Origin of the sequence: uncultured Ruminococcus sp. (genome assembly GCF_947301925.1) — a bacterium.
In the GTDB taxonomy this organism is placed as follows: Bacteria; Bacillota; Clostridia; order Oscillospirales; family Ruminococcaceae; genus Ruminococcus.
In genome coordinates, this window is sequence record NZ_CAMYUE010000013.1 from 41,409 (window position 1) to 67,700 (window position 26,292).

The window sequence follows — 26,292 nt, forward strand, 5'->3', positions numbered from 1 at the left end:
GTTTCACGGAACGCCCCATGTTCATAGAAAGAGGTAAAATATATGGCAACCATTAAAAAGCACATATCCAAAAGCGGTCAAATCACCTATTACATACGCACCTATAACGGATACGACTGCAATGGTAAACAAATCGAAAAGTCTATGACATGGAAACCGTCAGACGGCATGAGCGATAAGCAGATTGAGAAAGAGCTGCAAAGGCAGGTCGTTAAGTTTGAGGATGCCGTTAAAGAAGGGCAATATTACGACAGTAACATACGTTTCGGTGACTACGGCGAAGACTGGCTTGAAATGAACCGTCCACCACAGCTTGCTCCCAAGACATATGAGTGTTATCGAGGCATGTTCCGGGATATAAAAGAAGCGCTGGGCGATATCAAGCTCGTAAAACTTCAATCCCGGCATTTGCAAATGTTTTACAGTAATCTGCGTGAAAACGGCGTCAAGCGAACAGGAGCCTATGCTGTCTCAGATAAGATAGATGACCTAATAAAACAAATGCAGCTCTCCAAGAATAAGTTTGCCGCCATATGCGGAGTATCCTCCAAAACAATCTGCGCAGTCTGCAAACCTGACGGACATATCAGCATCAAATCAGCCGAGAAAATAGCAAAAGGGCTCAATCTCCCTGTTCAGCAACTGTTTAAGCTACATCAGGATACGGGAGGCTTATCAGACAAAACCATACTCCACTATCACAAGTTCATAAGCACAATACTGGCACAGGCGACCCGTGACAGGCTTATCCCCTTCAACATAGCCGACAGGAACCATATGAAAGCTCCGAAGCTGGAGCGCAAGGAAGCTGCGTTTCTTGACGATGAACAGGTAAGGCACGTTCTGGAGCTGCTTGAAAATGAGCCTATCAAATGGAAGACTATTATGTATCTGCTTATCTACAGCGGTATCCGCAGAGGTGAACTGCTCGGACTTGAATGGAAAGATATAAGTTTTGAGAAGAAGGTCATATCTATCCGACGGACAAGCCAGGCAGTAGAGCGTATGGGAATAATTACAAAGTCTCCGAAAAATGATACTTCATACCGCACTATCAAGCTGTCTGACACAGTGTTGGATCTTCTTCGCGAATACCAACAGTACTGGCAGAAGCGTAGAACCGAGCTTGATGATTACTGGCAGGACAATATACAGATCATTCTTGCAGACGGCAGTACCCAAACAGTCCCCAACGACCGCTTGTTCACAAAGGTCGACTCAACGCCTATGAACCCATACAGCGTCAGCGATTGGGTACGAAAATTCGTAAAGCGCAACAATCTTCCATACTTTACGCCGCATTCCCTCAGACATACCCATGCAACTCTTCTGATTGCTGAAGGAGTAAGCATTCCTACTGTATCACGAAGGCTGGGGCACTCCAGTATCGCTACCACAAGTAAGATCTATATCCACGCTATTCAGTCCGCAGACGAGATCGCATCAAACGCTCTTGAGGATAAACTAAAGCTTGATAAGCACAAGGAAGATGAAAGCATATAAAAAGGGGCTCTCTTTACAGAGAGCCTTATTTTTTGTCATACAGCCAGTTCATCATTTTCGATTATGATGCACGCTTCCTTGTTCACCATAACGGAAATCATAACGGAAATCTACCGTTTTCTACTGTCTCAAAGCATAACAACAAAAAATAAAGCCTATGTTTTTGGCTAAACATAGGCCTTTTTTCGTTGGTGGAGCATAGGGGATTCGAACCCCTGACCCCCACACTGCCAGTGTGATGCGCTCCCAGCTGCGCTAATGCCCCGAACAGATAATATTTTACCACATTATTGTCGGGTTGTCAAGGGTTTTGACAATTTTTTTGTACAGATGACGTTTTTTTCAGAGATCGGCCGAAGCTTCATCTATAGAGGGCATATCCGTCTGCCGAGGACTCCTTCACCGCCTCTATCTGCTTATTTATGATATCGGTATCGTTGATCCATTCAAGCTCAGCGGAGCTGCCTGCCCACTTGTCCTCCCTGCCAAGCTTATAAGCGGCAAGACCTATTATAAGGGAGACTCCGCTGCCTTCTGTCAGGTCCTCCCACTGCGCAAGTGTGGGAAGAAAAGGACTGGTCTCATTCTCAAAGCCGAAGTATATCTGCGGAACTATATAATCGCAGTAGCCATGCTGACCTCCCCAGAGACGGACGTCGGCGTACTGTGAGCCATAGTCGGCATCTATATTTCCCTGGGGACTTATACCGAAAATCAGTCTCCTGTCGGCTGCCTTAACCGTATCATAAATGGCCTTAACGAACCTGCTGACGTTATCCATACGCCACTGTGAAAGGTCGCTGCTGCCGCTTTCCTCGAAGGCCTCGCGGTCGAACTCCTCATCTGTGGTGGGATAGAAATAATCGTCTATATGTATGCCGTCCACATCATACCGACCGATTATCTCAGAGACGGTCTCCTTCAGCAGCTCCACAGTCTCGCGGCAGTACGGAGCAAGGTACCAGCGCCCGTTTACGTTTTTCACACACGGACTTCCCGAGGCTATCCATTTCTTCACTATGAAGTCCCCTGGCAGAGCCCTCATTTCCTCATCTGTCTGCATTCTCAGCGGATTTATCCAGCCGTGAACGGATATGCCCCGCTTATGAGCCTCGTCAATGACTATTGCCAGGGGATCGTAGTCCCCGTCCAGATAAATGCCCCGCGGGTAGATATCCGAGCGGTAATATGCGTCGCCGTTCGGGTGTACATGGAAGTACACCGTGTTTACACCGTCGGCAGCCGCGTCCTCCAGTATATGCTGTATTCCTGTACGGAACTGCTCCTCGCTGCGGCTCTGCATATACTCCGGAAATCCCACATAGGGAAGCCACAGCCCCACCTGCTCGGTGTAATTCAGGGGAACATATTCCTGCTCCTTATCCGCAGCTGCCGACTCCGTCATATATACGGAGCTGTACCGCTCCCCTGTCTCTGCCGAGCAGCCTGCGCATACAAATAAAGCAGCCGCACAGGCGGCTGCCATGATCTTTTTCATACATCTCACCTCACTGCATTATATGCAGCGAAAGGACATGATATGCTCAGTTTTTTTCATACATTATGATAGTCATTCTGTCGTTTATGATATGGGACTCCCCTGTTCTGCGGTAGCCCAGCTTTTCGTAGAGGTGACAGTTGCCCTCCTCCTGCATGATCGTATCAAGTCCCCAGTTATGAGTACCGTGCAGTTCTTCAGCTGCTTTTATCGCAGCCTGTGCGAAGCCCCTGCCGCGGAACTCACTCATGATAAATATGGGAGATATCCTCTTACGGCTGCCGTCCTTCATATCAACTACACGGACAGCTCCCACGGCGGTATCGCCGTCCATAATGAAGTAGTAATAAGTAAAGGGCTGCTTCAATCTCTCCTCCACGCGGCTCACAGGCTCGTTTGCGGGACTTATATCGTAATCCCGATACTTTTCAAGGAGTTCCGAAAAGGCCTCTACCTGCATTTTCCAGAGCTTTTCGCAGTCCTTCATATCAATACGTTTCAGCGTAATACTCATAGTATCTGCTCCTGTAAGATTATTTCTGTAGGGGACGACGTCCTCGGCATCCCAAAAACAAATGATTATCCGGCGGATAATATCCGCCCCCTACTCCAAACTAATAAAAGAGCTCCCGAAGAATGATCCCCGGGAGCTTTGTGCTTATATCTGGTTTGCAATGGGAGCAGTTGTGTTATGCTCGCCGTAGCCCTCGTTCTTGACTACCTCAACGTTTCTGTAGCACTCCATACCTGTACCTGCGGGTATGAGCTTACCGATGATAACGTTCTCCTTCAGACCGAGGAGGCTGTCCTTCTTGCCGCTGATAGCAGCGTCAGTAAGTGCCTTTGTGGTCTCCTGGAAGGAAGCAGCCGACATGAAGCTGTCGGAATTGGACGAAGCCTTTGTGATACCCTGGAGAACAGGGCTGATCTGTACAAGCTGTACATCGTACTCGCCTGCGTCGATACGCTTCTGGAGATCCTCGTTGATCTCGTCGATCTTCTTGCTGTCAACAAGAGTACCGGGAAGCAGATAGCTGCTGCCTGACTCCTCTACCTTGACCTTGCGGAGCATCTGACGAACGATTACCTCGATGTGCTTATCGTTGATATCAACACCCTGTAAACGGTAAACCTTCTGGACTTCATTGATGATGTAGTTCTGAACGGCCTGTATACCAAGGATATTGAGAATATCGGCAGGATAGATGTTACCCTCTGTAAGACGTGTTCCCTTTTCGATCTCCTCGCCCTCCTGAACTCTTATCTTCAGGTTGTAGGGAATCATGTAGTTCTCGGACTCGCCTGTCTCGTCGTTGGTAACAATGATATTTCTTGTAGTCTTGACTTCCTCGATGTGGATCTTGCCCGATATCCTTGAAAGGATAGCTGCGCCCTTGGGACGTCTGCTCTCGAAAAGCTCCTCAACACGGGGAAGACCCTGTGTGATATCCTCAGCGTCGGCGGAAGCAACGCCTCCGGTATGGAAGGTTCTCATGGTGAGCTGTGTACCGGGCTCACCGATGGACTGTGCAGCGATTACGCCGACAGCTTCACCGACTGAAACGATATTGTTGAATGCAAGGTTAGCGCCGTAGCACTTAGCGCATACGCCTGTTCTTGACTTACAGGTGAGTACTGAGCGGATCTTGATCCTCTCAACGCCTGCGTCGATGATCTTCTTTGCGTCTGCGTCATTTATGAGCTTATTGCGTGATACGATGAGCTCGCCTGATTCGTCGCGGAGATCCTCTGCAAGGAATCTGCCCACAAGACGCTCGTCGAAGGGCTCAACGATCTCGTTGCCGTTCCTGATCTCGAATACTTCGATACCGTCTGTAGTTCCGCAGTCGTCCTCACGGATGATAACGTCCTGAGAAACGTCAACGAGACGACGTGTAAGGTAACCTGAGTCGGCGGTACGGAGAGCTGTATCGGCAAGTCCCTTTCTCGCACCACGGGAAGCGATGAAGTATTCCAGGATGTTAAGACCTTCACGGTAGTTAGCTCTGATCGGGATCTCGATTACCGCACCTGAGGTATTGGCGATAAGTCCACGCATACCTGCAAGCTGACGGATCTGTGATATCGAACCACGGGCGCCCGAGTCAGCCATCATCCAGATTGGATTGTAGCGGTCGAAGTTTGCCTTCAGTGCAGCTGTAACCTGATCGTTGGTATCTGTCCAGAGAGCGATGATCTTCTTGGACTTCTCCTGCTCGGAGATATAGCCGTACTCGTACTCTGCTGTGATCTCGGCAACTTCCTTGTCAGCCTCGGCAAGAATAGTCTTCTTCTGAGGAGGTATGGTAGCGTCGCAGACAGCAACGGTAAGAGCTGCTCTTGTGGAGTATTTGTATCCGAGAGCCTTGATACGGTCAAGTACCTCGGAGGTAGTTGTTGTACCGTGTATCTTTATGCAGCGCTCGATGATATCGGAGAGCTGCTTCTTGCCTACGAGGAATGCTACCTCAAGGTCGAACTGCTTGTCGGAGTTTGTTCTGTCAACATATCCCAGATTCTGGGGGATATTCTCGTTGAAGATAAGTCTGCCCACTGTAGCGTCGATGATCTTTGATACCTTCTTGTCGCCGATATCCTTGGTGATCTTTACCTTGATATTAGCGTGAAGTGATACATCGTGCTCGTTGTATGCCATGAGAGCCTCGTTCACATCGCGGAACACCTTGCCCTCGCCGGGCTCGCCGGGCTTATCCATGGTAAGGTAGTATGAACCCAGTACCATATCCTGTGAAGGAACGGCAACAGGCTTACCGTCAGAGGGCTTCAGCAGGTTGTTGGCTGCCAGCATGAGGAAACGTGCCTCAGCCTGTGCCTCTGCGGAAAGAGGAAGGTGAACGGCCATCTGGTCGCCGTCGAAGTCAGCGTTGAACGCAGAGCATACCAGGGGGTGAAGCTTGATAGCACGACCCTCAACGAGGATAGGCTCGAATGCCTGGATACCCAGACGGTGGAGCGTAGGAGCACGGTTCAGCATAACGGGATGATCCTTGATAACATCCTCGAGAGCGTCCCATACCTTATTGTCTGCGCGGTCGATGAGCTTTCTTGCGCTCTTTATATTGGCGATAGCCTTCTTGTCAACAAGTCTCTTGAGTACGAAGGGCTTGAACAGCTCCAGAGCCATCTCCTTGGGGAGACCGCACTGGTACATCTTCAGCTCAGGTCCTACGACGATAACCGAACGTCCCGAGTAGTCAACACGCTTACCGAGAAGGTTCTGACGGAAGCGTCCCTGCTTACCCTTGAGCATATCGGAAAGTGACTTGAGGGCACGGTTGCTGGGACCTGTAACAGGTCTGCCGTGTCTGCCGTTGTCTATGAGAGCGTCAACAGCTTCCTGAAGCATACGCTTCTCGTTTCTCACGATGATGTCGGGAGCGTCCAGCTCCAGCATTCTCTTGAGACGGTTGTTTCTGTTGATAACTCTTCTGTAGAGATCGTTAAGATCAGATGTTGCATAGCGTCCGCCGTCCAGCATGATCATAGGACGGATATCGGGCGGTATAACGGGAACAACGCTGAGTATCATCCACTCGGGCTTGTTTCCGGAAAGGCGGAATGCCTCGATTATCTGGAGTCTCTTCAGGAGCTTTACCTTCTTCTGGCCGCTGGGGAGTCCCACCAGCTCTGCCTTCAGGTCGTCAGCAACGATCTCGAGGTTGTTTCTCCAGTCGATATCCTCCAGCTCCCTGAACTTCTGGCACTCCTCGCACTCGCAGTCTGTGGGCTTGTTGAAGCACTCAAGCTTCTTGCCGCCCAGTGAGATCTTGCCCATTTCGATGAGTCTCTGCTTGTGGGTGTCGTATCTCTCGGGGTCGTACTCGTTGAGGAGCTTTCTTATAGCCTCAGCACCCATCTCGGCCTTGAAGTCGTCGCCGTACTTTTCAAGGTACGAGAGATACTCCTTCTCGGAGAGGAGCTGCTTCTTGAGGAGCTCGGTGTTGCCGGGGTCTGTTACGATATACTTTGTGAAGTAGAGGACCTCCTCCAGTCTCTTCTGGGATACCTCAAGCACCTGACCTATTCTGGAAGGTGTGCCCTTGAAGTACCAGATATGAGATACGGGAGCGGCCAGCTCGATGTGACCCATTCTCTCTCTTCTTACTCTTGCCCTTGTGACCTCAACGCCGCAGCGGTCACAGATCTTGCCCTTGAAGCGTATCTTCTTGAACTTTCCGCAGTGACACTCCCAGTCCTTTGTAGGTCCGAAGATCCTTTCACAGAAAAGACCGTCGCGCTCGGGCTTCTGAGTTCTGTAGTTTATAGTCTCGGGTCTTTCAACTGCGCCGTGAGACCAGCTTCTGATCTGCTCAGGCGAAGCAAGACCGATCTTTATCGATTCAAAAGTTGTAAATTCCATGCTACCTCCTGCAAATTTACATTTGAGAGCGGTGCGCAGCCCACAGGGCTGCGACCCGCGTATTTAATATCCGAATATATTAGTCCTCGTCAGAGGGATCGTCGATGTCGAAGCTGTCGAAGATATCTTCCTCTTCATCATCGTCGCCGAAGCCGAAGTCATCTTCGTCCTCGCCCTCGTCGAAACTGAACTCGTCGTCCTTGTCGACGCTGTCGAAGTCGTCTCCGCCGTCCTCGTCTTCACCTTCAAAGCCGAAGCCGCTGTCGCCCAGATCGCTGTCGGAATAACTGGTGTTATCGCCTGTTTCCTCGTCAGCGAATGAGTCGCGCGAAGGCATGGGATCGTCGTCGTCGAAGTTCTGGGTGAGGTCGATCTCCTCCTGATTCTCGTCAAGCACCTTGACGTCGAGACAGAGCGACTGCATCTCCTTGATGAGTACCTTGAAGGACTCGGGGATACCCGGAGTAGGAACGTTCTGACCCTTTACGATAGCCTCATAGGTGTTTACACGGCCTATGGTATCATCGGACTTGACGGTCAGTATCTCCTGGAGGGTATAAGCTGCGCCGTAAGCCTCGAGAGCCCATACTTCCATCTCACCGAAACGCTGTCCGCCGAACTGAGCCTTACCGCCCAGAGGCTGCTGTGTAACGAGAGCGTAGGGACCTACGGAACGTGCATGGATCTTATCGTCAACGAGGTGGTGGAGCTTGAGGTAGTACATATAGCCCACCGTTACGCGGTTATCGAACTTCTCGCCTGTACGTCCGTCATAGAGTGTGAACTTACAATCCTCTGTGAATTCCAGAGCATTGGGATTTATTACCTTATCCATTGCCTTGAGCTCGAACATATCGTCCTTATGCTCGTTTGCATGGTCGTTTGCCATCTTGAAGCACTCACGGATATCGTCCTCGTGTGCGCCGTCGAATACGGGAGTCATGATGTGCCAGCCCAGAGCCTTACAAGCCATACCCAGGTGGACTTCAAGTACCTGTCCGATATTCATTCGTGAAGGAACGCCCAGAGGGTTCAGCACGATATCGAGAGGAGTTCCGTCGGGAAGGAATGGCATATCCTCCTCGGGAAGTATACGCGATACAACGCCCTTGTTACCGTGACGGCCGGCCATCTTATCGCCGACTGTGATCTTACGCTTCTGTGCGATGTAGCAGACAACGCGCATATTTACGCCTGCCGAGAGCTCGTCGCAGTTCTCGCGTGTGAATACCTTGACGTCAACGATAACGCCAGATTCGCCGTGAGGAACCTTCAGTGAGTTGTCGCGGACCTCTCTTGCCTTCTCACCGAAGATAGCACGGAGGAGTCTCTCCTCGGCGGTAAGCTCTGTCTCTCCCTTGGGAGTTACCTTGCCGACAAGGATATCGCCTGAATTTACCTCGGAACCGATACGGATGATACCGTTCTCGTCCAGGTTTGCCAGAGCGTCGTCACCCACATTGGGGATATCTCTTGTGATCTCCTCGGGTCCCAGCTTGGTGTCGCGGCACTCGATCTCGTATTCTTCTATATGAACTGATGTGAATACATCTTCTCTTACAAGGCGCTCGTTAAGGAGAACGGCGTCCTCGTAGTTGTAGCCCTCCCATGTCATGAAGCCGATGAGAGCATTCTTACCAAGTGAGATCTCTCCGTCAGCGGTAGCGGGACCGTCGGCCAGTACCTGACCCTTTTTGATCTCCTCGCCTGCCTTGACGATAGGTCTCTGGTTCACGCAGGTACCCTGGTTGGAGCGCTTGAACTTGATGAGCTCATACTTGTGCTCGATACCGTCAGTATCCACAAGTGTGATCTTGTCGGCGTCAACATAGGTGATCTTTCCGTCATAGTCGGAAACAACGCATACGCCCGAGTCAACGGCAGCTTTGTACTCCATACCTGTTCCGACGAAGGGACGCTCTGTCTTGAGGAGCGGTACAGCCTGACGCTGCATGTTAGAGCCCATGAGAGCACGGTTAGCGTCATCGTTTTCGAGGAAGGGGATCATTGAAGTAGCTACAGAAACGACCATCTTAGGAGATACGTCCATGTAGTCAACCTTATCGCGGTCGATCTCAAGGATCTGATCGCGGTGACGTGCGTTTACACGGGGTCTTGCCAGCTTTCCGTCCTCTGTGAGGGGCTCGTTGGCCTGAGCAACAACGAAGTTATCCTCCATATCGGCAGTCATGTAAACTACCTCGCCTGTAACGACGCCTGTAGTCTTGTCTACCTTTCTGTAGGGAGCCTCGATGAAGCCGTACTCGTTGATCCTTGCGAAAGTAGCCAGATAGGAGATAAGTCCGATGTTAGGACCTTCAGGTGTCTCGATAGGACACATTCTTCCGTAGTGGCTGTAGTGAACGTCGCGGACCTCGAATCCCGCACGGTCTCTTGAAAGACCTCCGGGTCCGAGAGCTGAAAGACGTCTCTTATGAGTAAGCTCGGCAAGAGGGTTGTTCTGATCCATGAACTGTGACAGAGGTGAGGAGCAGAAGAACTCCTTCATAGCCGAAGAAATAGGTCTTATGTTGATAAGAGTCTGGGGAGTAAGGGTATTCACGTCCTGAGTCTGGAGGTTCATTCTCTCGCGGATACCGCGCTCCATTCTGGTATAACCGATACGGAACTGGTTCTGGAGGAGCTCGCCCACGCTGCGGATACGTCTGTTGCCCAGGTGGTCGATATCGTCAACCGTACCCACGCCCTCGCAGAGGTTGAGGAAGTAGCTGACTGAAGCTCTGATATCGTCAAGAGTGATGTACTTGGGTGAGAGCTCGTCTGCCTTCTTCTTTACAGTCTCCTCAAGCTCGTCAGCGTCTGCTGCATTGTCGAGGATGTCCTTGAGCACGTTGAAGGACACCTTCTCGTTGATGCCGTACTTCTCGGCGTCGAAGTCAACGTAGCCCTTGATATCCACCATGCCGTTACCGATGACCTTTACGGTCTTTTCTACCATGCGGATATTGGTCTCGCCGCGCTCGTCGGTGTAGTATTCCTTTGCCTCAACGGTGACGAATGCGCTGTAAACGCCTGCCTGCTCGATCTCACAGGCCTTTTCGTATGTGAGGGTCTCGCCTGCGTCTGCAAGGATCTCTCCCGTCATCTCGCTGATGATAGGCTGTGCAAGAGTCCTTCCTGCCAGACGTGAAGCTATGCCCAGCTTCTTGTTGTACTTATAGCGTCCGAAACGGCACAGGTCATATCTCTTTGCCTCGAAGAAGAGGTTGTTGAGGTGGCTGACCGCGCTCTCCACCGTGGGAGGCTCGCCGGGGCGGAGCTTCTTGTATACGTCGATGAGGGCGTCGGAGCGGTTCTTTGTCTGATCCTTCTGGAGGATAGTCTGTCTGAGGCGCTCGTCCTCGCCGTAGATCTCGAAGATCTCCTCATCCGTGCCCTCCTCGCCGAGAGCTCTGATGAAGGTGGTCAGCGGGATCTTTCTGTTCTTATCTATACGGACGTAAACAACGTCGTTTGAATCCTGTTCGTATTCCAGCCACGCACCGCGGTTAGGGATGATCTGTGAGCTGAAAAGGTCCTTACCCGTCTTATCCTTGGTGAAGGAGTAGTAAACACCGGGGGAACGGACGAGCTGTGATACGATAACACGCTCGGCACCGTTTATAACGAAGGTACCGCTGTCGGTCATGAGGGGGAAGTCACCCATATAGATCTCGCTCTCACTGACAGCGCCGGTCTCCTTGTTTGCAAGGGTAGCGGTAGCTCTCATGGCGACCTGATAGGTAGCTCCTCTGGATTTACATTCTGCGAGAGAATACTTGGGAGTGTCGTCAAATCTGTAGTCCTTGAAGTTGAGGACAAGATTGCCGTTGTAGTCGGTGATGGCGGTCATCTCGCGGAATACCTCACGAAGACCTTCCTCCTTGAACCACTTATACGAGTTCTTCTGTACCTCGATAAGGTTCGGCATCTCGAGAGGCTCGGTAATCTTACCGAAGCTCATCCTGACATTCTTTCCCAGCTGCTTAGGTGTAACATTCACCATAGGCGGAACCTCCTTGTATTTTATTGCTGCCGCCCTTCGCACACAGTAACGGAAGCGGCAGAGCTGTTTTATGTTATCGTATCATCTGAAAAAATTTTTGCAGAAACTATTGACAAGTCCGTGCAATGTATGCTATAATATCTTGCAAAATAGCGATACTATTCCATATTGATACATTATAACATTATAATACAGATTCCGTCCCATGTCAAGGGACTTTGGAAAGATTTATCAAAAGCACCTGATTTTGAAAAAAATGGGTGTTTTTTTTGTATATTTTTGTATTTGCGCAAAAAAGTCTGCGAAGAACACACATCGTTCTCCGCAGACTTTGTTCTTTATTATCGTCAGGCCACTCTCTCCACCTTGTAGCCCCTCTGCTGAAGCAGGTCGTCAACGCCCCTGCTGCCTGCAAAATGAGCGGCTCCCACCATAAAGAAGTAGTTGTCGCCGTTTTTCAGGAACTCCTCGGCCTTGTCTGCCATTCTCTCGTTGCGGCCGTAGAGCACCACATCGAGATAAGCCGCATAATCGTCATTAAGCTCCTTGGGGATCTCGTTTTCAACATTCGACTGATCCAGAGCGTCTATATCGCCCGAAGCCCACAGGTCGTACTGCCGTGCGAAGCTCTCGGTGTATACCGACATATCCTCGGTGCTGTCGATGACCTGTTTTATCATATAATCCGCCAGATCGTCGGTGGCGGCATTCAGCGCCTTTGCCTGTATATCAAGGGATTCCACGTTCACGATCTTCTTGCCGTCCTTTTCCGCAAGGGACAGGAACGCCGCGTCAACGCCCTTCTCGTTGATATTCTTCATCTTCATCATGGCGGCCACTTCTATCTCCGTTTCCCAGAAGCCTGCATTGTAGCTGTCCATCATATTGTTGTAGAACATATTTTCCGCCATAAAGGCCTTTGCCTTCTCGTAGGTCTCATTGGAGATATGATCCTTCACGGTGGTGCCGTCGGAATATATCAGCTTGGCATAGAAGTCCTTCATCTGCTCGAAATCCGACATAACGCTGTTTACGTCATACTCGACGGCTATGCCGTCGCAGTTCTCATATACGTCCATGATATAGTCGGGCAGAGGAAAGGTATCATCTGTGACCATGTGCATAGTTCCCAGCATATACAGTTCATGCCCCGTATTTTCGTCGGTGACCTTCCACATTGCGGGAGTGGCCTCCTTGACGGTGGCATATGCGTTTATATCGTTTTCTGCTGCTGAAGCAGCCTCTGTAGCGGCCGCAGTTTCCGTCTCCTGCTGAACAGAAGTCTCCACGGCAGCGGGATCAGTGCTGCCGACCTTGCCGCCTCCGCTCCTTCCGGTGCATGAAACGGCGCAGACTGCGCAGGATACCGCCGCAAGAACGGCAATGATACGTTTACTGTACATATATATCCTCTCAGTTCTCAAAGCTGTTGTCTATAAGATCGTAATGTGCGTCGATAGCCTTGAAGCAGAAATCAACATCGCCTGTCAGTATGCCCTGCACCATCTTCTCATGAGCGTCCTGAAGCTTCAGTCTTACATCCTGATCGGCAGTCATCAGAAAATCATCTATCCAGCGCATATAGACCTCCGAAACTGCGTCCATGAAGGTCATCCAGAAGCTGTTTTCGGTGGCGTATATAAGAGAATAGTGGAAATCCCTGTCCGCTGCTGTGCGGTCATCGGTGCCCTCGGACTCCTTCAGCCTGTTGAGAGCCGCTACTATTTTCAGCTTGTTGTCGGGACTGCAGCCCCTTGCGATAAGATAGCTGCACACCGTCTTTTCCATGCTTCTTCTGAATGAGCATATCTCCTCCTTTGAGGTCCTGTTCATCAGCAGCATGATATCCATGGCTTTTGCGATAGACTCCGAGATATTGTCCGTAAGGTAATTTCCCGAGCCCTGCTTTCCGTTGACTATTCCCAGTATCTCAAGTCCCCTGAGAGCCTCGCGGACGGTATTGCGGCTTATGCCCAGCTTTTCCGAGATGCTCCGCTCTGTAGGAAGCTTATCGCCCACCTTGAGCATACCGCCCCTGATAAGATCAAGTATATAATCTATTGTCTTGCGATATTCACTGTTACCCATAGCTTCCTCCTGTCAGTATTTTACTAAAATTATATCATTTATCTCTCCGCAAGTCAATGAAAGTTCAGTGAAATTTTCACCGTCCTTGCAGAAAACCCCTGCCGTTTCACAGCAGGGGCAAAAGCATTACTTCTTGCTCTTTTTCTTTGCTTTCTTCTTTGAGTCGTCAGACTTCTTTTCAGGCTTCTTTTCGTTCTTTTCCGCCTCATATCCCGCCATAGCCTCGGTGAGTATCTTCCTGCACTCGGGAAGCTTTTCCTTCTCCTCGGCAGGGAGCTCGGGATAATCGGGCTTGCAGGCCTTCAGGGCGTCAAGGAGTATCTCCGTCAGAAGGTATCTTGTGTACCATCTCTGATCGCCCGGGAGAACGTACCATGGGCTGTTTTTTGTGGAGGTCCTGTTTATCACATCATTGAAGCATTTGAGGTATGCGTCGTACTTGTCGCGCACCTTCAGGTCGTCCGCACGGAACTTCCAGTTCTTCTCGGGGAGCTCTATACGCTCCAGAAGCTGGCCTGTCTGCTCCTCCTTGGATACATGGAGGAAGATCTTCACCATGCGGTAGCTGTTCTCATAGAGGTATTCCTCGAAGTTGTTCACCTGATCGTAGCGCTTGTCGAAGAACTTCTTCCTTGAGTCCTCAAGCACTCTGTCGGACATATGATAGCCCTTCCAGATATCCTCCGCCTGAACAGTGACAAGATCCTCATAGTGGCTCCTGTTGAATACAGCTATCTCGCCTCTGCGGGGAACGTTCTGATGTATCCTCCACAGATAGTCGTGAGCCAGCTCGTCGGCAGTGGGCGCCTTATAATAGTGCACCTTTACTCCCTGGGGGTTCACGCCGCTGAATACATACTTTATGATAGAGTCCTTGCCGGAAGCGTCAAGAGCCTGTATCACAACAATGAGGCCCTCCCTTGCGTCGGCATAGAACTTGTCCTGCAAAGCTATGAGCTCCTGCTTGTTCTCCTCATATTTCTTCAGTATCTCTTCCTTGTCAACTCCGTCCTCCCTGCTGTTGGTGGGGAGCTTCCTGATATCCGTCTTTTTACCCTCGCGTATCAGGTACTTGTCTGCTTTCATGTGATTGACCTCCGTTTCATTTTATGGCTGTTGATATGTTTATTCCGCTAATACAGGCGCCACCGTCATCATACTGTATACCATCACGGAATACAGTGCTGTCTGACGCGCCGCCAGAAGCGCAGCCTTTTCTGCGGCTCCGCTCATATTCTCATCGCTTGCATAGGCAGTGGTCAGCAGCATGAACGCATGGCTGACTGGCTCTCCGCTGCCGAACTCCGACAGATCCCACACAGCCTTATGCTGAGTGAGGAACGCCTCCACATCGCTGATATCTCCTGTTATCTCCGCATTGCTGTAGCCTGTTATGGACAGTGCCGCCAGCATTGCCAGCTCATAGTGCTTGCCGTACTTTTTTCCCTTTTTCAGCATGGCGTCGTACAGCTCGCTGAACTTACCGCACTTTTCCGCAGGAGCTCCCTTGGCCATGGCCAGCACATGGGAAACTGTCTGTATGCTGTTATTGTCGGCGCTGTGCTTCAGCAGCCTGTAGCTCTCCTCCATGTCGGCTATGAGCTCATCATCGGACTTTTCCGAAAAGGCCAGCATCACCGCAAAGGCAACGTCCTCCTTGGTGGTGAGTATCCTGTGTTCCTTCTTCATCCTGTCGTATATCTGCCTTCCCCTTCTGATATGCTCCTCCGCCCTGTCCGCAGGAGAAAGCCTTGCAAGGAGTATGGACAGAAGCGCAAGGTGCTCGGAGTTGGTGAAATACTTCCTCAGCTGCTCATAGCAGGTCATGTACCTCTCCATCTCGCCTCTGGGGTCGTCGCTGACCGACAGCCACGAGGCTATCAGAGGACGTACCGTGCTGCGGAAGCTGGAAAGCATTTTGGGGTTATCCTTTATAAGCTCCATGCTGTTCTTGAATTTACCCAGCTCAAACTCAGCGTCCGCGGCGCAGAAAACATTGGCGCACACAGGATAGAGTATATCTCTTTCAAGGGGGTAAAGGTCGGTGAACAGCCCGAGATTCAGCAGATATTTATCGCACAGTGTCTCCAGCAGCTCCTTCATGTCGCACCTCCCGAATAATTATGTTCATACCTTATGTCCGACTGTTAAAAGGTCGGACAGCTTGTGATATTATTGCTCCTCGTAAGTTATTATTACCATTATATCACATATTTTTTTCAATTTCAATCCAAATTTTGTGAAATTATTGTTTTTTTCACACAAATAGTTTATAATAATAGCATTAATAACCGTACATATAACGGAATGAAAGGAATTTCACGGAATATGAAAAAGAATGATTTTCCCATACTTGAATACGATCCTGCGGAGAGATCGGTCTTCGCACACAAGGTCGAGACTCAGCTGCCGCAGAAGGCTGTATACGCCCTGCTCGGCAGCTGCATTGATGAATACGCACAGGCCTGCGGCGCAAGGGTAGCCGAGACCATACAGACAATCACCCGCGACTATCCTATATATGTGACCCGACACAACGGCGAGGAGATATGCCTGCTTCAGGCTCCTATGGGAGCTCCTGCGGCGGTGCAGAATATGGAGATACTTCTCCATAACGGCGTGAAGCATATCATAGCGGCAGGCTCCTGCGGAGTTCTCAGGGATATGCCCGAGAACCGCTTCCTCGTGCCTGTAAGAGCGCTGCGTGACGAGGGCTGCTCTTATCATTATCTGCCGCCTCAGCGCTTCGTGGAGCTGGATATGCCCATGACGGAGCAGATATGCCGATGTCTCGGCAGCAAGGGCATGAGCTATGAGAAATGCACCACATGGACAACAGACGGTCTTTTCCGCGAAACGCCGGATATAGTCGCATACCGCCGCGATGAGGGCTGCGACACGGTTGAGATGGAATGTGCGGCTCTTGCAGCCTGTGCAAAATTCCGCGGGACTGACTTCGGTATGCTGCTATTTACGGCAGATACACTTGCGGACACGGATAATTACGACAGGCGCGACTTCGGCGAAGCCTCCCTTGCCCCCGCACTGAAGCTATGCCTTGATATCATCACCGACAAATCATGATTTGTTGGGGACGCCGTTTACAGTTATTTTGCAGCGGCTGATGCCTGCAACAGCCCGCCTATAAAGGCAAACGGCCGCCCATGAGTTACGAAAGGAGCAAATATGCCACATATAATTGAAATCACAGATCTCACCGCTGAGGAGCTTATCCCTTACACCAACACCTCGGAGAAAAAACTCCTCAGCTACTTCGGCCGCGGTGACGGCATCTTCGTAGCCGAGAGTCCCAAGGTCATCACAACTGCCTTAATTTCGGGGTATACCCCGATTTCTCTGCTGATGGAGCGTAAATATATAAGTAAACAGACGGAATTGCTCGACCGCTGCGGAGATATCCCCGTATATACCGCCGATACGCAGCTGCTCACCGAACTGACAGGCTTCAGGCTTACTCAGGGCGCACTGTGCGCTATGCGCCGCAGACCTGTCCCTGCCCCGGAGGAAGTCCTGGCCAGCGCTGAACGTATCGCAGTACTTGAAGATATCACCAACCAGACCAATATAGGCGCTATATTCCGCTCCGCAGCAGCTCTCGGTCTTGATGCTATAGCTCTTACCCCCTCATGCAGCGATCCCCTCTTCCGCCGCTCCGTCCGCGTAAGTATGGGTACCGTCTTTCAGATCCCCTGGACATATCTTCGCTCAGGCTCCCCCGATTATATTTCAGAGCTCAGGGAGCTGGGCTTTGCCTCTGCTGCCATGGCACTGAGAAAAAACACAGTGAGTATACGCGATCCGCAGCTGACCTCGGAAAAAAAGCTGGCGGTGATACTCGGCACAGAGGGCGACGGTCTCAGGGACTCCACCATCGACGCCTGTGATTATACAATCAAAATACCCATGGCTCATGGTGTGGACTCGCTGAATGTAGCCGCGGCAAGCGCTGTTGCTTTCTGGCAATTGACCAAATATTGCGATAATTAACACTTTCGCAAAAAAAGCGAAACAAAATATCCAAAAAGTCTTGAATTTCTCAGAAATATATGTTATAATCATATCATCAAATATACCGAGCGGAGAATTTACGTCAGTTTTTACAAAAAAGGAGGAATTCATATGCTTTTCAAACGAATGCTGGCTGCTGTTTCAGCTGCTGTACTCTCTTTCTCAGCGCTGACACTGACCGGCTACACCGCCGCAGCAGAAGGCGAGGAGGAATACCTCTGCCGCGATTACTGCGATTTTTCAGGCGACCAGCACTATATCGACAACTACAACACTGCAACATCAGAACACTTCCAGATCTTCTGGGGAAACGACGATCAGACAGGTCTCGTCAACGACGAATTCGTACAGCTGAATCTGGAATCTCTTGAACAATACAGAACTCTTTATACCACAGAACTCGGAATGAGAGACTCGTCACAATCCATTTTTGAACCCGACGGACAGCACTACAAGACCAACATCTACATGACCAACACAGGCCTCCCCGACTTTGAAAGCGGCTGGGCGTATACAAGCTATGAACCTCTTACGGGCTTCGCATACATCTTTATCGATCCCGCCGCTATGGTGCAGCTTGACGGTACGAACCCCGGTTCTCTCGCCCATGAGTACGGTCACGTACTCACCTATCATCAGGACGGCTGGAACGACAACGAGATCGCAGGCCCATGGTGGGAGAGCGTTGCCAACTGGTTCAAGGAGCAGTACCTCAGCACCCTTGAAACTCCCACGACTCACTTCTTTCTGCCCTATCTCAGAAATATGAACCTCACTATCCCCCACGGCAGAATGTATTACGAGTCATGGATACTCCTTCAGTACCTCTCCGAAAATCCCGACGGCTTCGACGGCTTCGGACAGGACTTCATCTCAAGGCTCCAGACCGAGTCAGAGCCCAACGAGTACCCCTTCGATACTATCGAGAGGATCACAGGCTGCGATATGAAGGCTGTCATAGGCAGCTTCGCAAAGAGAATGGCCACTCTCGATTTCGAGCACAAGGACCTCTACCTCCAGAATCTTGACACAGCTCTCAGCGATCCCTTCGTGTGGCAGCTGATATACACCCAGCCTCAGCCCTCACCCGATCACTGGGGCTACTATATGGTTCCTGCCGAAAAGGCTCCCATGCAGACAGGTCTCAATGTTATCCCCCTTAACATCGAGGGCAGCGCCGTAACGGTCACTCTCAACGGTATTTCCGACGCAGAGGGCGCCGACTGGCGTGCCTGCATAGTTGCGGAGGGCGCTGACGGAGTTACGCGTTATTCTCCCCTCTTCGGACAGGAGACAATGACCATGTACCTGGACGGCACAGAGACGGCTCTGTATCTGACAGTTGCCGCTACTCCCGACAGGATAATCCCCAACAACGCGTACCTCAAGGCAGAGAACGGCGAGGAGTACTCATATACCAACGCCGACTACAAGCGCCGCTATCCCTACGAATTCTCAGTTTACGGTGCTTCGCCCATGTGCAGGAACATCACCGAGAACGTTGAAGGCCATGCACATTCCTACGGCGGCGGCTTCGTTGCCGATACAGCCTATGTTGAGGATTCGGTATATGTTGGCAAGGATGCAATGGTGCTGGGCAACTCAGAGGTAACAGGCCATGCGGTCATTACAGGCAAGGCCGTTGTCAACAACGCGATCGTTTCAGACAGCGCAAGAATCACCGACGCTGCCTGCGTTTACGGCTTCTGGTGGGCTTCTCCCACTATCAGCGGCAACGCAAAGGTGGGCGAAAGAGCCGTTGTTACGGCGGGTGCCTCAGTTTCAGGCAACGCCCGCGTCCTCGGCAATGCTTATATACTGGACAACTACTCCGTCACCGATGACGCCACGGTAAAGGGCACAGCCTACTGCTACGGCGACGGCGTGGCCTCGGGACAGGCCATACTTGACGGCGAATTCTACAACAACTGCTCCGTATCACAGGGCGCAGCCTTCGGATGGAAGGACTCGGACGAATATACGTCAAGCCTCCCCTACACAGACGGACTTTTCGCAGGCTATGAATTCGACCGTGAAAGCAATGTATTCGCTTACGATACCTTCGGCGCCACAAACGGCATAATGCGCAATCAGCCTCTATGGGAGGAGGAGCGCACCAGTGCAGGCGGCGTTGTCACCTTCAACGGCGAGGATCAGTACATCATCTGCGACCGCTCCCTTGCGGACTACAAGAACATGGAGATATCCACGGCAGTGCTGTGGCGCGGCGGAGACAGGGATCAGCGTATCTTTGAATTCGGCGGCAGCGAAAAGATGTACCTCACTCCCTCAAACTTCGAGGGACAGGCGGAGTTCACCATAGGACTAACCACCATAATCTCGGATATCCCCGTGAATGTGAACGAATGGACTGTATTCCGCGTTGTTATACACGGAAATAACGCCAAGCTCTATATAAACGGACAGTTTGCTGGAGAGGACCTCATCTATACCCTCCCCGAAGACACCATCGGCCTCGGCAGCACCTATTACATAGGCAGGGGCGATGATGGCAACTACCTCAACGGCTCAATGGACTACTTCCGCGTATATTTCAAGGAGGCGGACGAGCCTGTCTACTACTACACCGCCGACGAAAACGAGCACGAGGAGGACACCCTCTACGGCGACGTAAACTGCGACGGCGTAATAGACATGGACGACTTTGATCTGCTTGTCAATGCCATTGTAATGCCTGCGGAATACGGCGTCAACGGCAAGGCAGAGGGACACCTGACCCGTCAGGGCTTCATAAACTCCGATGTATTCGAGCAGGGCAACGGCCTCACCACAAACGACGCGATCACAGTAAGAAGATTTATAATGGGAACTATCGACAAGCTCCCCGTAAGCTGAAAAAAAGGCTGCAAGGTTTAACTCTTGCAGCCTTTATGTATTTCAGAATAATATCATGGCAGTGAATTTCCTGTTTTTGCAGTCTATCTTCAGACCAAAGCAGTTCTGTGCCGCAGCCGCCTCTGCTATCGCAAGTCCGAGACCGCTGCTGCTCTTGTCGCTGCGAGCCTTGTCGCCCTTGACAAATGGCATGAGCAGATCCTTCGTGTCCACGTCCTCGGCCACGTCGTTGACTACGCAGAGGCGCTTCTTATCGGCGGTAATGCTTATATCTCCCCCGTCACGGGCGTATTTCACCGCATTGGAGACGAGATTCTCCACAGCGGTCATAATAGTGTCCTCGTCGGCGCTTACCTCGCAGCTGCCGCTGATCCTTATATCTATATCCCTTCCTTCCAGAGCGGTGCGGTACTTTTCCGCAGACCTCTCCGCAAGAGCCTTTATATCCACTTTCGTTCTGTTCAGCTTCTTTATCTGCTCAGTCTCGCTGAGCTTCAGCGTCTTGCGTATCATCTCGTCGGTATAGGCAACATTGTTCATTATGGAGCTGAGATATTTCAGCTCCTTTTCGCTGCCGCTGTCCCTGCGGAGCTCCATAAGGTTCTCCGCATAGCCGCCGATGACCGCAAGAGGAGTTTTTATATCATGTGCAAGATTATTGGTAAGCGCCCTCTGATAGTCCTCAAAGGCGTACTGAGCCTTGTTCCTTGCATTTCTGATAAGTGAGAGCATAAGGGCAATAAGAGTCGATACCACGAAAAAAGCTATGATTATCAGCCGGTATTTAGCCACAGCGTGTTTATTCATAGTATCTATCCGCATTACGCTTATAACTCCACTTGCACCGTATCTGTTTTCGTTAAGATCATTTTTTACATAATATTCTTCTACATCTGCACTCAGGGAGTTCTTTCCTTTTCTGTACATTTCACACAGAGTCGTCTGCTTGTATTTATCGTATATCTCATCGAATTTAACGGGATTTACGCCCCATATCGCGTTGAAGCTGCCCTTCGGATAAGCATTGGGCTTCGGAGGATAAGTAAACTCCACCAGCTCAAAGCCCTCCTCATCGGCGTTTATGGTGATCGTTTCAGTATCAACAGCTCTGTCATCATCCATATCAAAAGAATCTGGCAAAAAAGCGCTGCATTTGTACTTGTTTACTACCAGTTCATGTGGTATCATCTGATTTTTGTCCCTGTTGAGATACAGACTTCTCAGCTCAAAGCTGTAATTCAGATCGTTCTCCTCAACGTCCTCGAAATACTGCTTAAAAAGCTTATTCATCTCAGGGATATCAAAGACCAGAGGATCAAAACTGCAATAACATCTGTCATCGGGATCGGCGCTGAACCTTATTATTATCCACATACGGGCTCTGTTTGAGAATATGATATTTCCGCTGTCGTCAAAGCTCCACATTGCATTTGCACCGTAGGGATCATCGTAGGTAGTGCCAATCAGAAAACCTGTGTTATCATTGTGTATCATATCCTCCGTAGATATGACCCGTGACGCATTTACACAAAGTCCGAATTCAATGGGCTTATTCCATATATTTTCGAGCTCTGATTCATGCTCTATTGTTCGCACGAAGCCATTGAAGTCACTTTCATTCTGTTTTTCTGACTGACTCCTTATATATCCTCTTCCGAAGCTGTATACCGCTGTTCCCAGCATGATCGTCAGTACAACGGGAATTATCATGGCTTTAGCGAATATTCTTAAAAATGTGGTGCGTTTCGGTTTCTTCCTGAAGGACTTCCTTTTCATTCCGCTCACTCCTTAGTCAGCTTATACCCCCGTCCCACAAGAGTTTTTATCTGCGTACCTGCGCTGCCGAGGGCTTTTCTCAGTTTCTTGATGTGATTGTCCACCACGCGGTCGCTGCCGAAGTAGTCATAGCCCCACACGCTGTTAAGGATAGTCTCCCTTGTGACCACCCAGTTCTCATGCTCAAGAAGGTAGCGCAGGATAGCAAATTCCTTCGGCGGCAACTCTATCTCCGCACCTGCCGTAAAACATCGGAGAGTCCTTGTATCAAGGCTTATCTTGCCGCAGGTGAGTACCTGCTTCATATCGGAGCTCTTTGCACGGCGCATAAGCGCCTCGCATTTGCTGTAAAGCACAGACAGCAGGAAAGGCTTCACGATATAGTCGTCGCAGCCCAGCTCGTAGCCGTCCAGGATATCCTCCTCCCGTCCGCGGGCGGTAATGAATATCACGGGGATATCGCTTTTCATGCGCAGCTTCCTGCACAGTGTAAAGCCGTCGGCACCTGGGAGCATCACATCAAGGAGCACCAGATCATAGTCATCTGTGCCCTCTTTTATGATATCCAGAGCCTCTCCCCCGTTGTTCACGGAGAATACATCAGTGCCCAGACTGCCGAAATAATCGGCGATTATCTCGCATATCTCGGTATCGTCCTCTATAAGCAGTATTTTTTTCATAAGTCACGCGCTCCTTATTACTTTAACTGTATTATAAACCGCCGGTGTGTCCTTTTTATATCCTACAGGTATCTTTTATGTAACCGATCACCCTTTATTATATATGGGGCGGGCAAAAATGTCAAATCCGCTGCCGCTTTCGCACGATAAAGAGCAATAAACGACTAAAGAAATGGATTTATCGGCAATAAATGTCTTGTATACCTCAGCGAATTATTATATAATGTATTCAGAAAGCATGAGGCCGTCTGTTTTCCGCTTATGTTACAGGACATAAAATACCCTCAGACAGCCATTGTCCGTACCGAGACGGAGCTCTGTCAGGCGCAGGAGGCTCCGCTTCACCGGACATATACCATCACCGTGCTTTCTTATTGAGTTTTGCTTGACCCCCACCTCTCTGAATAATAGATAAGAAAGGCCCCCTTATGACCGAGGGGTCTTTCTTATTTCAGGAAAAGGCCATACAGCACCACAGATAAAAACCAAGTCCCGAAGCAATGCTTCGGGACTTGCTGTTATTTAAGAAAGCCGTTGATTATCTGCTCCTCTGCCTCGGCCTCTGTAAGTCCGAGAGTCATGAGCTTGATGAGCTGCTCTCCTGCGATCTTTCCGATAGCAGCCTCGTGAACCAGGGCTGCGTCGATATTGTTCGCCTCCAGTGAGGGTACCGCAAGGATACGGCCATTGTCCATAATGATAGAGTCGCACTCGGTATGACCGCTGCAGGCCGCGCTTCCCACGATACAGAGATCGAGCTTCTGATAGGAATTGTCACGGGCTACGGAACGGGATACCACGTCGGCGCTTGAACCGTCGCCGTTGAGGGAGACCTTGTATATACTGTCGGCCTCCTGCTGACCGTGCGTCATGAGCCTTTCGTGTACCACCAGCTTTGCGTCTGCTGCAAGCTCAGCGACTGTGGTCCTCTTTGTGGAGTCAACGCCTTTGATCTGGACCATCTCCATCTCCATGACGCTGCCCTCTTCCATATAGACCTCGGTAACGGGATTGAGTATGCGCTTGCCGCTGCCGTCGCCTGAGCCGTAATGCTTCTCCACATAGCGTACTCTCGAATTCTTACCTATATAGAAACGATGTATGCCGTCATGCTCGGAATCCTGAGAGCCGCAGTTATCTATTCCGCAGCCTGCAACAATGAGCACGTCGCAGTCCTGACCCACGAAGAAATCATTGTATACGTCCTCCTTGAGTCCGCTCTGACTGAGCACAACGGGAATATGCACGCTCTCGTTTCTGGTGCCGTCCTTTATGCGTATATCTATACCGCTTACGTCCGTCTTGGACTGTATGTCGATGTTTGCGGTGGTATTCCTGCCTATTGATTCACCGTTGGCGCGGAGATTGTAAGCACCCTCGGGGATATTATGGAGATCGGCGACCTCCTGAAAAAGTCTTTTCTGAACTGCATCCATCTGAGCCATTATGCCGCCTCCTTACTTTATCCTGCTACAGATATTTATTGCGCTTTCCGTGCCTGTGATCTCGGGAAGAACCTCATCCCTGCTGCCTCTCTTTGCGATCCTGCCGTCGGCGATGACGATGATCTCGTCGGCGATATTGAGGATACGCTCCTGGTGAGAGATAACGATGATGGACCTTCCGCAGCACTCGCTGCGCATCTTTTCAAATATGCGAATAAGGTTATTGAAGCTCCAGAGGTCTATACCTGCCTCGGGCTCGTCGAAAAGAGCAAGCTTCACGTTTCTGGCAAGCACTGTAGCTATCTCGATACGCTTGAGCTCTCCGCCTGAAAGAGAAGCATTTATCTCACGGTCTATATAGTCCTTTGCGCAGAGTCCTACCTCCGAGAGGTACTCGCAGGCCTCTGAAACTGACAGATTCTTTCCTGCGGCTATCCTGAGAAGGTCAACTACAGTCATGCCCTTGAAGCGCACAGGCTGCTGAAAGGCAAAGCCTATACCCATACGGGCGCGTTCGGTTATGTTCTTGTCGGTTATATCCACACCGTCAAATATGAGCTGACCTGCGGTATTCTTCTCGATACCAGCAATGAGCTTTGCAAGTGTGGACTTGCCTCCGCCGTTGGGACCTGTTATGACAACGAATTTATCGTCCTCAACGGTCATGCTTATATCGCGGATTATCTCGACCTCGCCGTCGTCCGCACTGAATGATATATTCTTTAATTCGAGCATTATGGGAGCCCCCTTTTCATTCCTTGACTTTGACATTGTTATCACATTATCAATTATACCACGTTATTTCTGTAAAATCAACACGGATATTGCTTTGTTGCACACAGGAAACCTGACAGATGTCCACGATCCGCTGTATATGGGCAAAAACCTGTTTTAGAGTGCTAACATTTTAAAATGAATTACAAAAAATGAGCGGTAGATCCGCTCATTCAGTCCTGTATTATTCCTTTGTGAGAGGCCTTGCCGTTATACCTACGGCAACTCCCTGAGTGCCTGTTCCGATATGGCTCGCTATGGAGCATGAAAGCGGACGGTATGTCACCCTGAACTGCGGGAACTCCGCCTTTACCTTCTCCACCCACTGCCTTGCAGTCTCCTCTGACTCCATGGTACCTGCAGCGCCTATGCTGATATGCTCCTTTGCAACGCCTGCATATTTGCCCTCAAGGTCCTTATGGACGGCCTCGAACATCTTCTGCTCCGCTGCCGCCATGCCTCTTGCCTTTGCGTAGGCGTCCAGCTTTCCGCCCTGTATCTTCAGTATGGGCTTCAGATTCAGCACAGTCGCGATAGCTGCGCCTGCCGAGGTTATGCGTCCTGTTCTGGTTATGCGCTTCAGACTGTGAAGCGTGATGTATATATCGTTATCGTAGGCGCTCTTTTCAAGGGCAGCCCTTATCTCCTCCGCCGAGCAGCCGCTGTCCGCCATATATTTTGCGTCGTATACCGAATCAAGCAGCGTTATGGAGATACGGTGGTTATCTATTACGCAGACCCTGCCGTCGTAGTCCGCCGACAGCGCCTTTGCGGTGTTGCATGAACCGCTGAGGCCGCTTGACATGGGGATATACACCAGCTCGTCGTAGCCGTCGGCAAATATCTTTTCCCACATCTCCGTAAGCGCCCCTGGTGAGGGCTGTGATGATACGATGTCCTTGTCCTCACCGAGAGCTTTGTAAAGCTCCGCATTTGTGAGGGTGAGCTCCTCCATGTAGTCTTTTCCGTCTATAACAACGGGCATCGGCAGCACATAAATGCCGCTGCTGCTGCCCTCCGTGATCGTAATACCGCTGTTAGTGTCAGTCATTACCGCAGTTTTCATTCATATTCCTCGTTTCAGATCAGCTTTCGTATATCTCTCTCCGCAGACGGAGATCATTCCCATAGGCTGATTATACCATAAATCATGGGTTTTTGTCAATAGACAGCCGATCACCGAAATGCTATAACGCGAGACAGATTTCGGCGATAACCCCGATCAGATAAAAAAACATCTATAAAGAATAGATATC

17 protein-coding genes and 1 tRNA gene are annotated in these 26,292 nt (G+C 50.4%); 4 read left to right on the forward strand and 14 right to left on the reverse strand.

What is annotated here, in order from left to right; all coding sequences use genetic code 11:
• The first annotated feature begins 42 nt into the window (after positions 1-42).
• Complete coding sequence (locus Q0Y65_RS12575; RefSeq protein WP_297960323.1) at positions 43-1,503, forward strand: site-specific integrase; 1,461 nt, start codon at positions 43-45, stop codon at positions 1,501-1,503.
• 189 nt (positions 1,504-1,692) lie between these two features.
• Here the strand turns inward: Q0Y65_RS12575 and Q0Y65_RS12580 are convergent.
• From Q0Y65_RS12580 to Q0Y65_RS12620, 9 genes are all read right to left on the reverse strand, one after another.
• Positions 1,693-1,768, reverse strand: a tRNA-Ala gene (locus Q0Y65_RS12580).
• A gap of 96 nt (positions 1,769-1,864) precedes the next feature.
• Positions 1,865-3,001, reverse strand: coding sequence for a glycoside hydrolase family 10 protein (locus Q0Y65_RS12585; protein WP_297960326.1), 1,137 nt, complete (start codon positions 2,999-3,001; stop codon positions 1,865-1,867).
• 46 nt (positions 3,002-3,047) lie between these two features.
• Positions 3,048-3,515 (reverse strand): GNAT family N-acetyltransferase, encoded by a 468-nt coding sequence (locus Q0Y65_RS12590; RefSeq protein WP_297960329.1) that lies wholly within the window; start codon positions 3,513-3,515, stop codon positions 3,048-3,050.
• Positions 3,516-3,659: 144 nt separating this feature from the next.
• Complete coding sequence (gene rpoC, locus Q0Y65_RS12595; protein WP_297960332.1) at positions 3,660-7,382, reverse strand: DNA-directed RNA polymerase subunit beta'; 3,723 nt, start codon at positions 7,380-7,382, stop codon at positions 3,660-3,662.
• 79 nt (positions 7,383-7,461) lie between these two features.
• Positions 7,462-11,388, reverse strand: coding sequence for a DNA-directed RNA polymerase subunit beta (gene rpoB, locus Q0Y65_RS12600; RefSeq protein WP_297960335.1), 3,927 nt, complete (start codon positions 11,386-11,388; stop codon positions 7,462-7,464).
• A 347-nt stretch (positions 11,389-11,735) separates the two neighbouring features.
• A complete protein-coding gene (locus tag Q0Y65_RS12605; protein WP_297960338.1) occupies positions 11,736-12,791 on the reverse strand; it encodes a TraB/GumN family protein in 1,056 nt (351 codons plus the stop codon).
• Between the two features lie 10 nt (positions 12,792-12,801).
• Positions 12,802-13,476, reverse strand: a complete 675-nt coding sequence (locus Q0Y65_RS12610) for a FadR/GntR family transcriptional regulator (protein ID WP_297960341.1) — start codon at positions 13,474-13,476, stop codon at positions 12,802-12,804.
• Between the two features lie 126 nt (positions 13,477-13,602).
• The gene (locus Q0Y65_RS12615) at positions 13,603-14,562 is read right to left on the reverse strand and encodes a PPK2 family polyphosphate kinase (protein WP_297960344.1); all 960 of its coding nucleotides are present in this window, start codon (positions 14,560-14,562) and stop codon (positions 13,603-13,605) included.
• Positions 14,563-14,601: 39 nt separating this feature from the next.
• Positions 14,602-15,579: a DUF4003 family protein gene (locus tag Q0Y65_RS12620; RefSeq protein WP_297960347.1), complete on the reverse strand. Its 978-nt coding sequence runs from the start codon at positions 15,577-15,579 to the stop codon at positions 14,602-14,604.
• 225 nt (positions 15,580-15,804) lie between these two features.
• Here Q0Y65_RS12620 and Q0Y65_RS12625 point away from each other — a divergent pair, with 225 nt between their 5' ends.
• The 3 genes from Q0Y65_RS12625 (at position 15,805) to Q0Y65_RS12635 (ending at position 20,361) form a co-directional block, all read left to right on the forward strand.
• Entirely contained in the window at positions 15,805-16,560 is a 756-nt protein-coding gene (locus Q0Y65_RS12625; protein WP_297960350.1) for a nucleoside phosphorylase, read from the forward strand.
• Positions 16,561-16,662: 102 nt separating this feature from the next.
• A complete protein-coding gene (locus Q0Y65_RS12630; protein WP_297960353.1) occupies positions 16,663-17,484 on the forward strand; it encodes an RNA methyltransferase in 822 nt (273 codons plus the stop codon).
• Between the two features lie 132 nt (positions 17,485-17,616).
• On the forward strand, positions 17,617-20,361 hold the full coding sequence (locus Q0Y65_RS12635) for a DUF6055 domain-containing protein (protein ID WP_297960356.1): 2,745 nt from the start codon (positions 17,617-17,619) through the stop codon (positions 20,359-20,361).
• A gap of 42 nt (positions 20,362-20,403) precedes the next feature.
• Here Q0Y65_RS12635 and Q0Y65_RS12640 read toward each other — a convergent pair whose 3' ends face one another.
• The 5 genes from Q0Y65_RS12640 to Q0Y65_RS12660 form a co-directional block, all read right to left on the reverse strand.
• Complete coding sequence (locus Q0Y65_RS12640; protein ID WP_297960359.1) at positions 20,404-22,137, reverse strand: sensor histidine kinase KdpD; 1,734 nt, start codon at positions 22,135-22,137, stop codon at positions 20,404-20,406.
• Positions 22,138-22,142: 5 nt separating this feature from the next.
• Positions 22,143-22,817, reverse strand: coding sequence for a response regulator transcription factor (locus Q0Y65_RS12645; RefSeq protein WP_297960362.1), 675 nt, complete (start codon positions 22,815-22,817; stop codon positions 22,143-22,145).
• 518 nt (positions 22,818-23,335) lie between these two features.
• Positions 23,336-24,262: a SufD family Fe-S cluster assembly protein gene (locus Q0Y65_RS12650; RefSeq protein ID WP_297960365.1), complete on the reverse strand. Its 927-nt coding sequence runs from the start codon at positions 24,260-24,262 to the stop codon at positions 23,336-23,338.
• Between the two features lie 12 nt (positions 24,263-24,274).
• On the reverse strand, positions 24,275-24,997 hold the full coding sequence (locus Q0Y65_RS12655; RefSeq protein WP_297960368.1) for an ABC transporter ATP-binding protein: 723 nt from the start codon (positions 24,995-24,997) through the stop codon (positions 24,275-24,277).
• A 223-nt stretch (positions 24,998-25,220) separates the two neighbouring features.
• Positions 25,221-26,102, reverse strand: a complete 882-nt coding sequence (locus tag Q0Y65_RS12660; protein WP_297960371.1) for a DegV family protein — start codon at positions 26,100-26,102, stop codon at positions 25,221-25,223.
• Between the last annotated feature and the right edge of the window lie 190 nt (positions 26,103-26,292).

Bases quoted from the DNA above. Each gene is read 5' to 3' on its own strand.
- Q0Y65_RS12635 (WP_297960356.1), top strand. From the start codon at position 17,617: ATGCTTTTCAAACGAATGCTGGCTGCTGTTTCAGCTGCTGTACTCTCT.
- rpoC (WP_297960332.1), bottom strand. From the start codon at position 7,382: ATGGAATTTACAACTTTTGAATCGATAAAGATCGGTCTTGCTTCGCCT.
- Q0Y65_RS12650 (WP_297960365.1), bottom strand. From the start codon at position 24,262: ATGGCTCAGATGGATGCAGTTCAGAAAAGACTTTTTCAGGAGGTCGCC.
- Q0Y65_RS12575 (WP_297960323.1), top strand. From the start codon at position 43: ATGGCAACCATTAAAAAGCACATATCCAAAAGCGGTCAAATCACCTAT.
- Q0Y65_RS12605 (WP_297960338.1), bottom strand. From the start codon at position 12,791: ATGTACAGTAAACGTATCATTGCCGTTCTTGCGGCGGTATCCTGCGCA.
- Q0Y65_RS12660 (WP_297960371.1), bottom strand. From the start codon at position 26,102: ATGAAAACTGCGGTAATGACTGACACTAACAGCGGTATTACGATCACG.
- Q0Y65_RS12610 (WP_297960341.1), bottom strand. From the start codon at position 13,476: ATGGGTAACAGTGAATATCGCAAGACAATAGATTATATACTTGATCTT.
- Q0Y65_RS12625 (WP_297960350.1), top strand. From the start codon at position 15,805: ATGAAAAAGAATGATTTTCCCATACTTGAATACGATCCTGCGGAGAGA.
- Q0Y65_RS12615 (WP_297960344.1), bottom strand. From the start codon at position 14,562: ATGAAAGCAGACAAGTACCTGATACGCGAGGGTAAAAAGACGGATATC.
- Q0Y65_RS12630 (WP_297960353.1), top strand. From the start codon at position 16,663: ATGCCACATATAATTGAAATCACAGATCTCACCGCTGAGGAGCTTATC.
- Q0Y65_RS12655 (WP_297960368.1), bottom strand. From the start codon at position 24,997: ATGCTCGAATTAAAGAATATATCATTCAGTGCGGACGACGGCGAGGTC.
- Q0Y65_RS12640 (WP_297960359.1), bottom strand. From the start codon at position 22,137: ATGAAAAGGAAGTCCTTCAGGAAGAAACCGAAACGCACCACATTTTTA.
- rpoB (WP_297960335.1), bottom strand. From the start codon at position 11,388: ATGGTGAATGTTACACCTAAGCAGCTGGGAAAGAATGTCAGGATGAGC.
- Q0Y65_RS12645 (WP_297960362.1), bottom strand. From the start codon at position 22,817: ATGAAAAAAATACTGCTTATAGAGGACGATACCGAGATATGCGAGATA.
- Q0Y65_RS12590 (WP_297960329.1), bottom strand. From the start codon at position 3,515: ATGAGTATTACGCTGAAACGTATTGATATGAAGGACTGCGAAAAGCTC.
- Q0Y65_RS12585 (WP_297960326.1), bottom strand. From the start codon at position 3,001: ATGAAAAAGATCATGGCAGCCGCCTGTGCGGCTGCTTTATTTGTATGC.
- Q0Y65_RS12620 (WP_297960347.1), bottom strand. From the start codon at position 15,579: ATGAAGGAGCTGCTGGAGACACTGTGCGATAAATATCTGCTGAATCTC.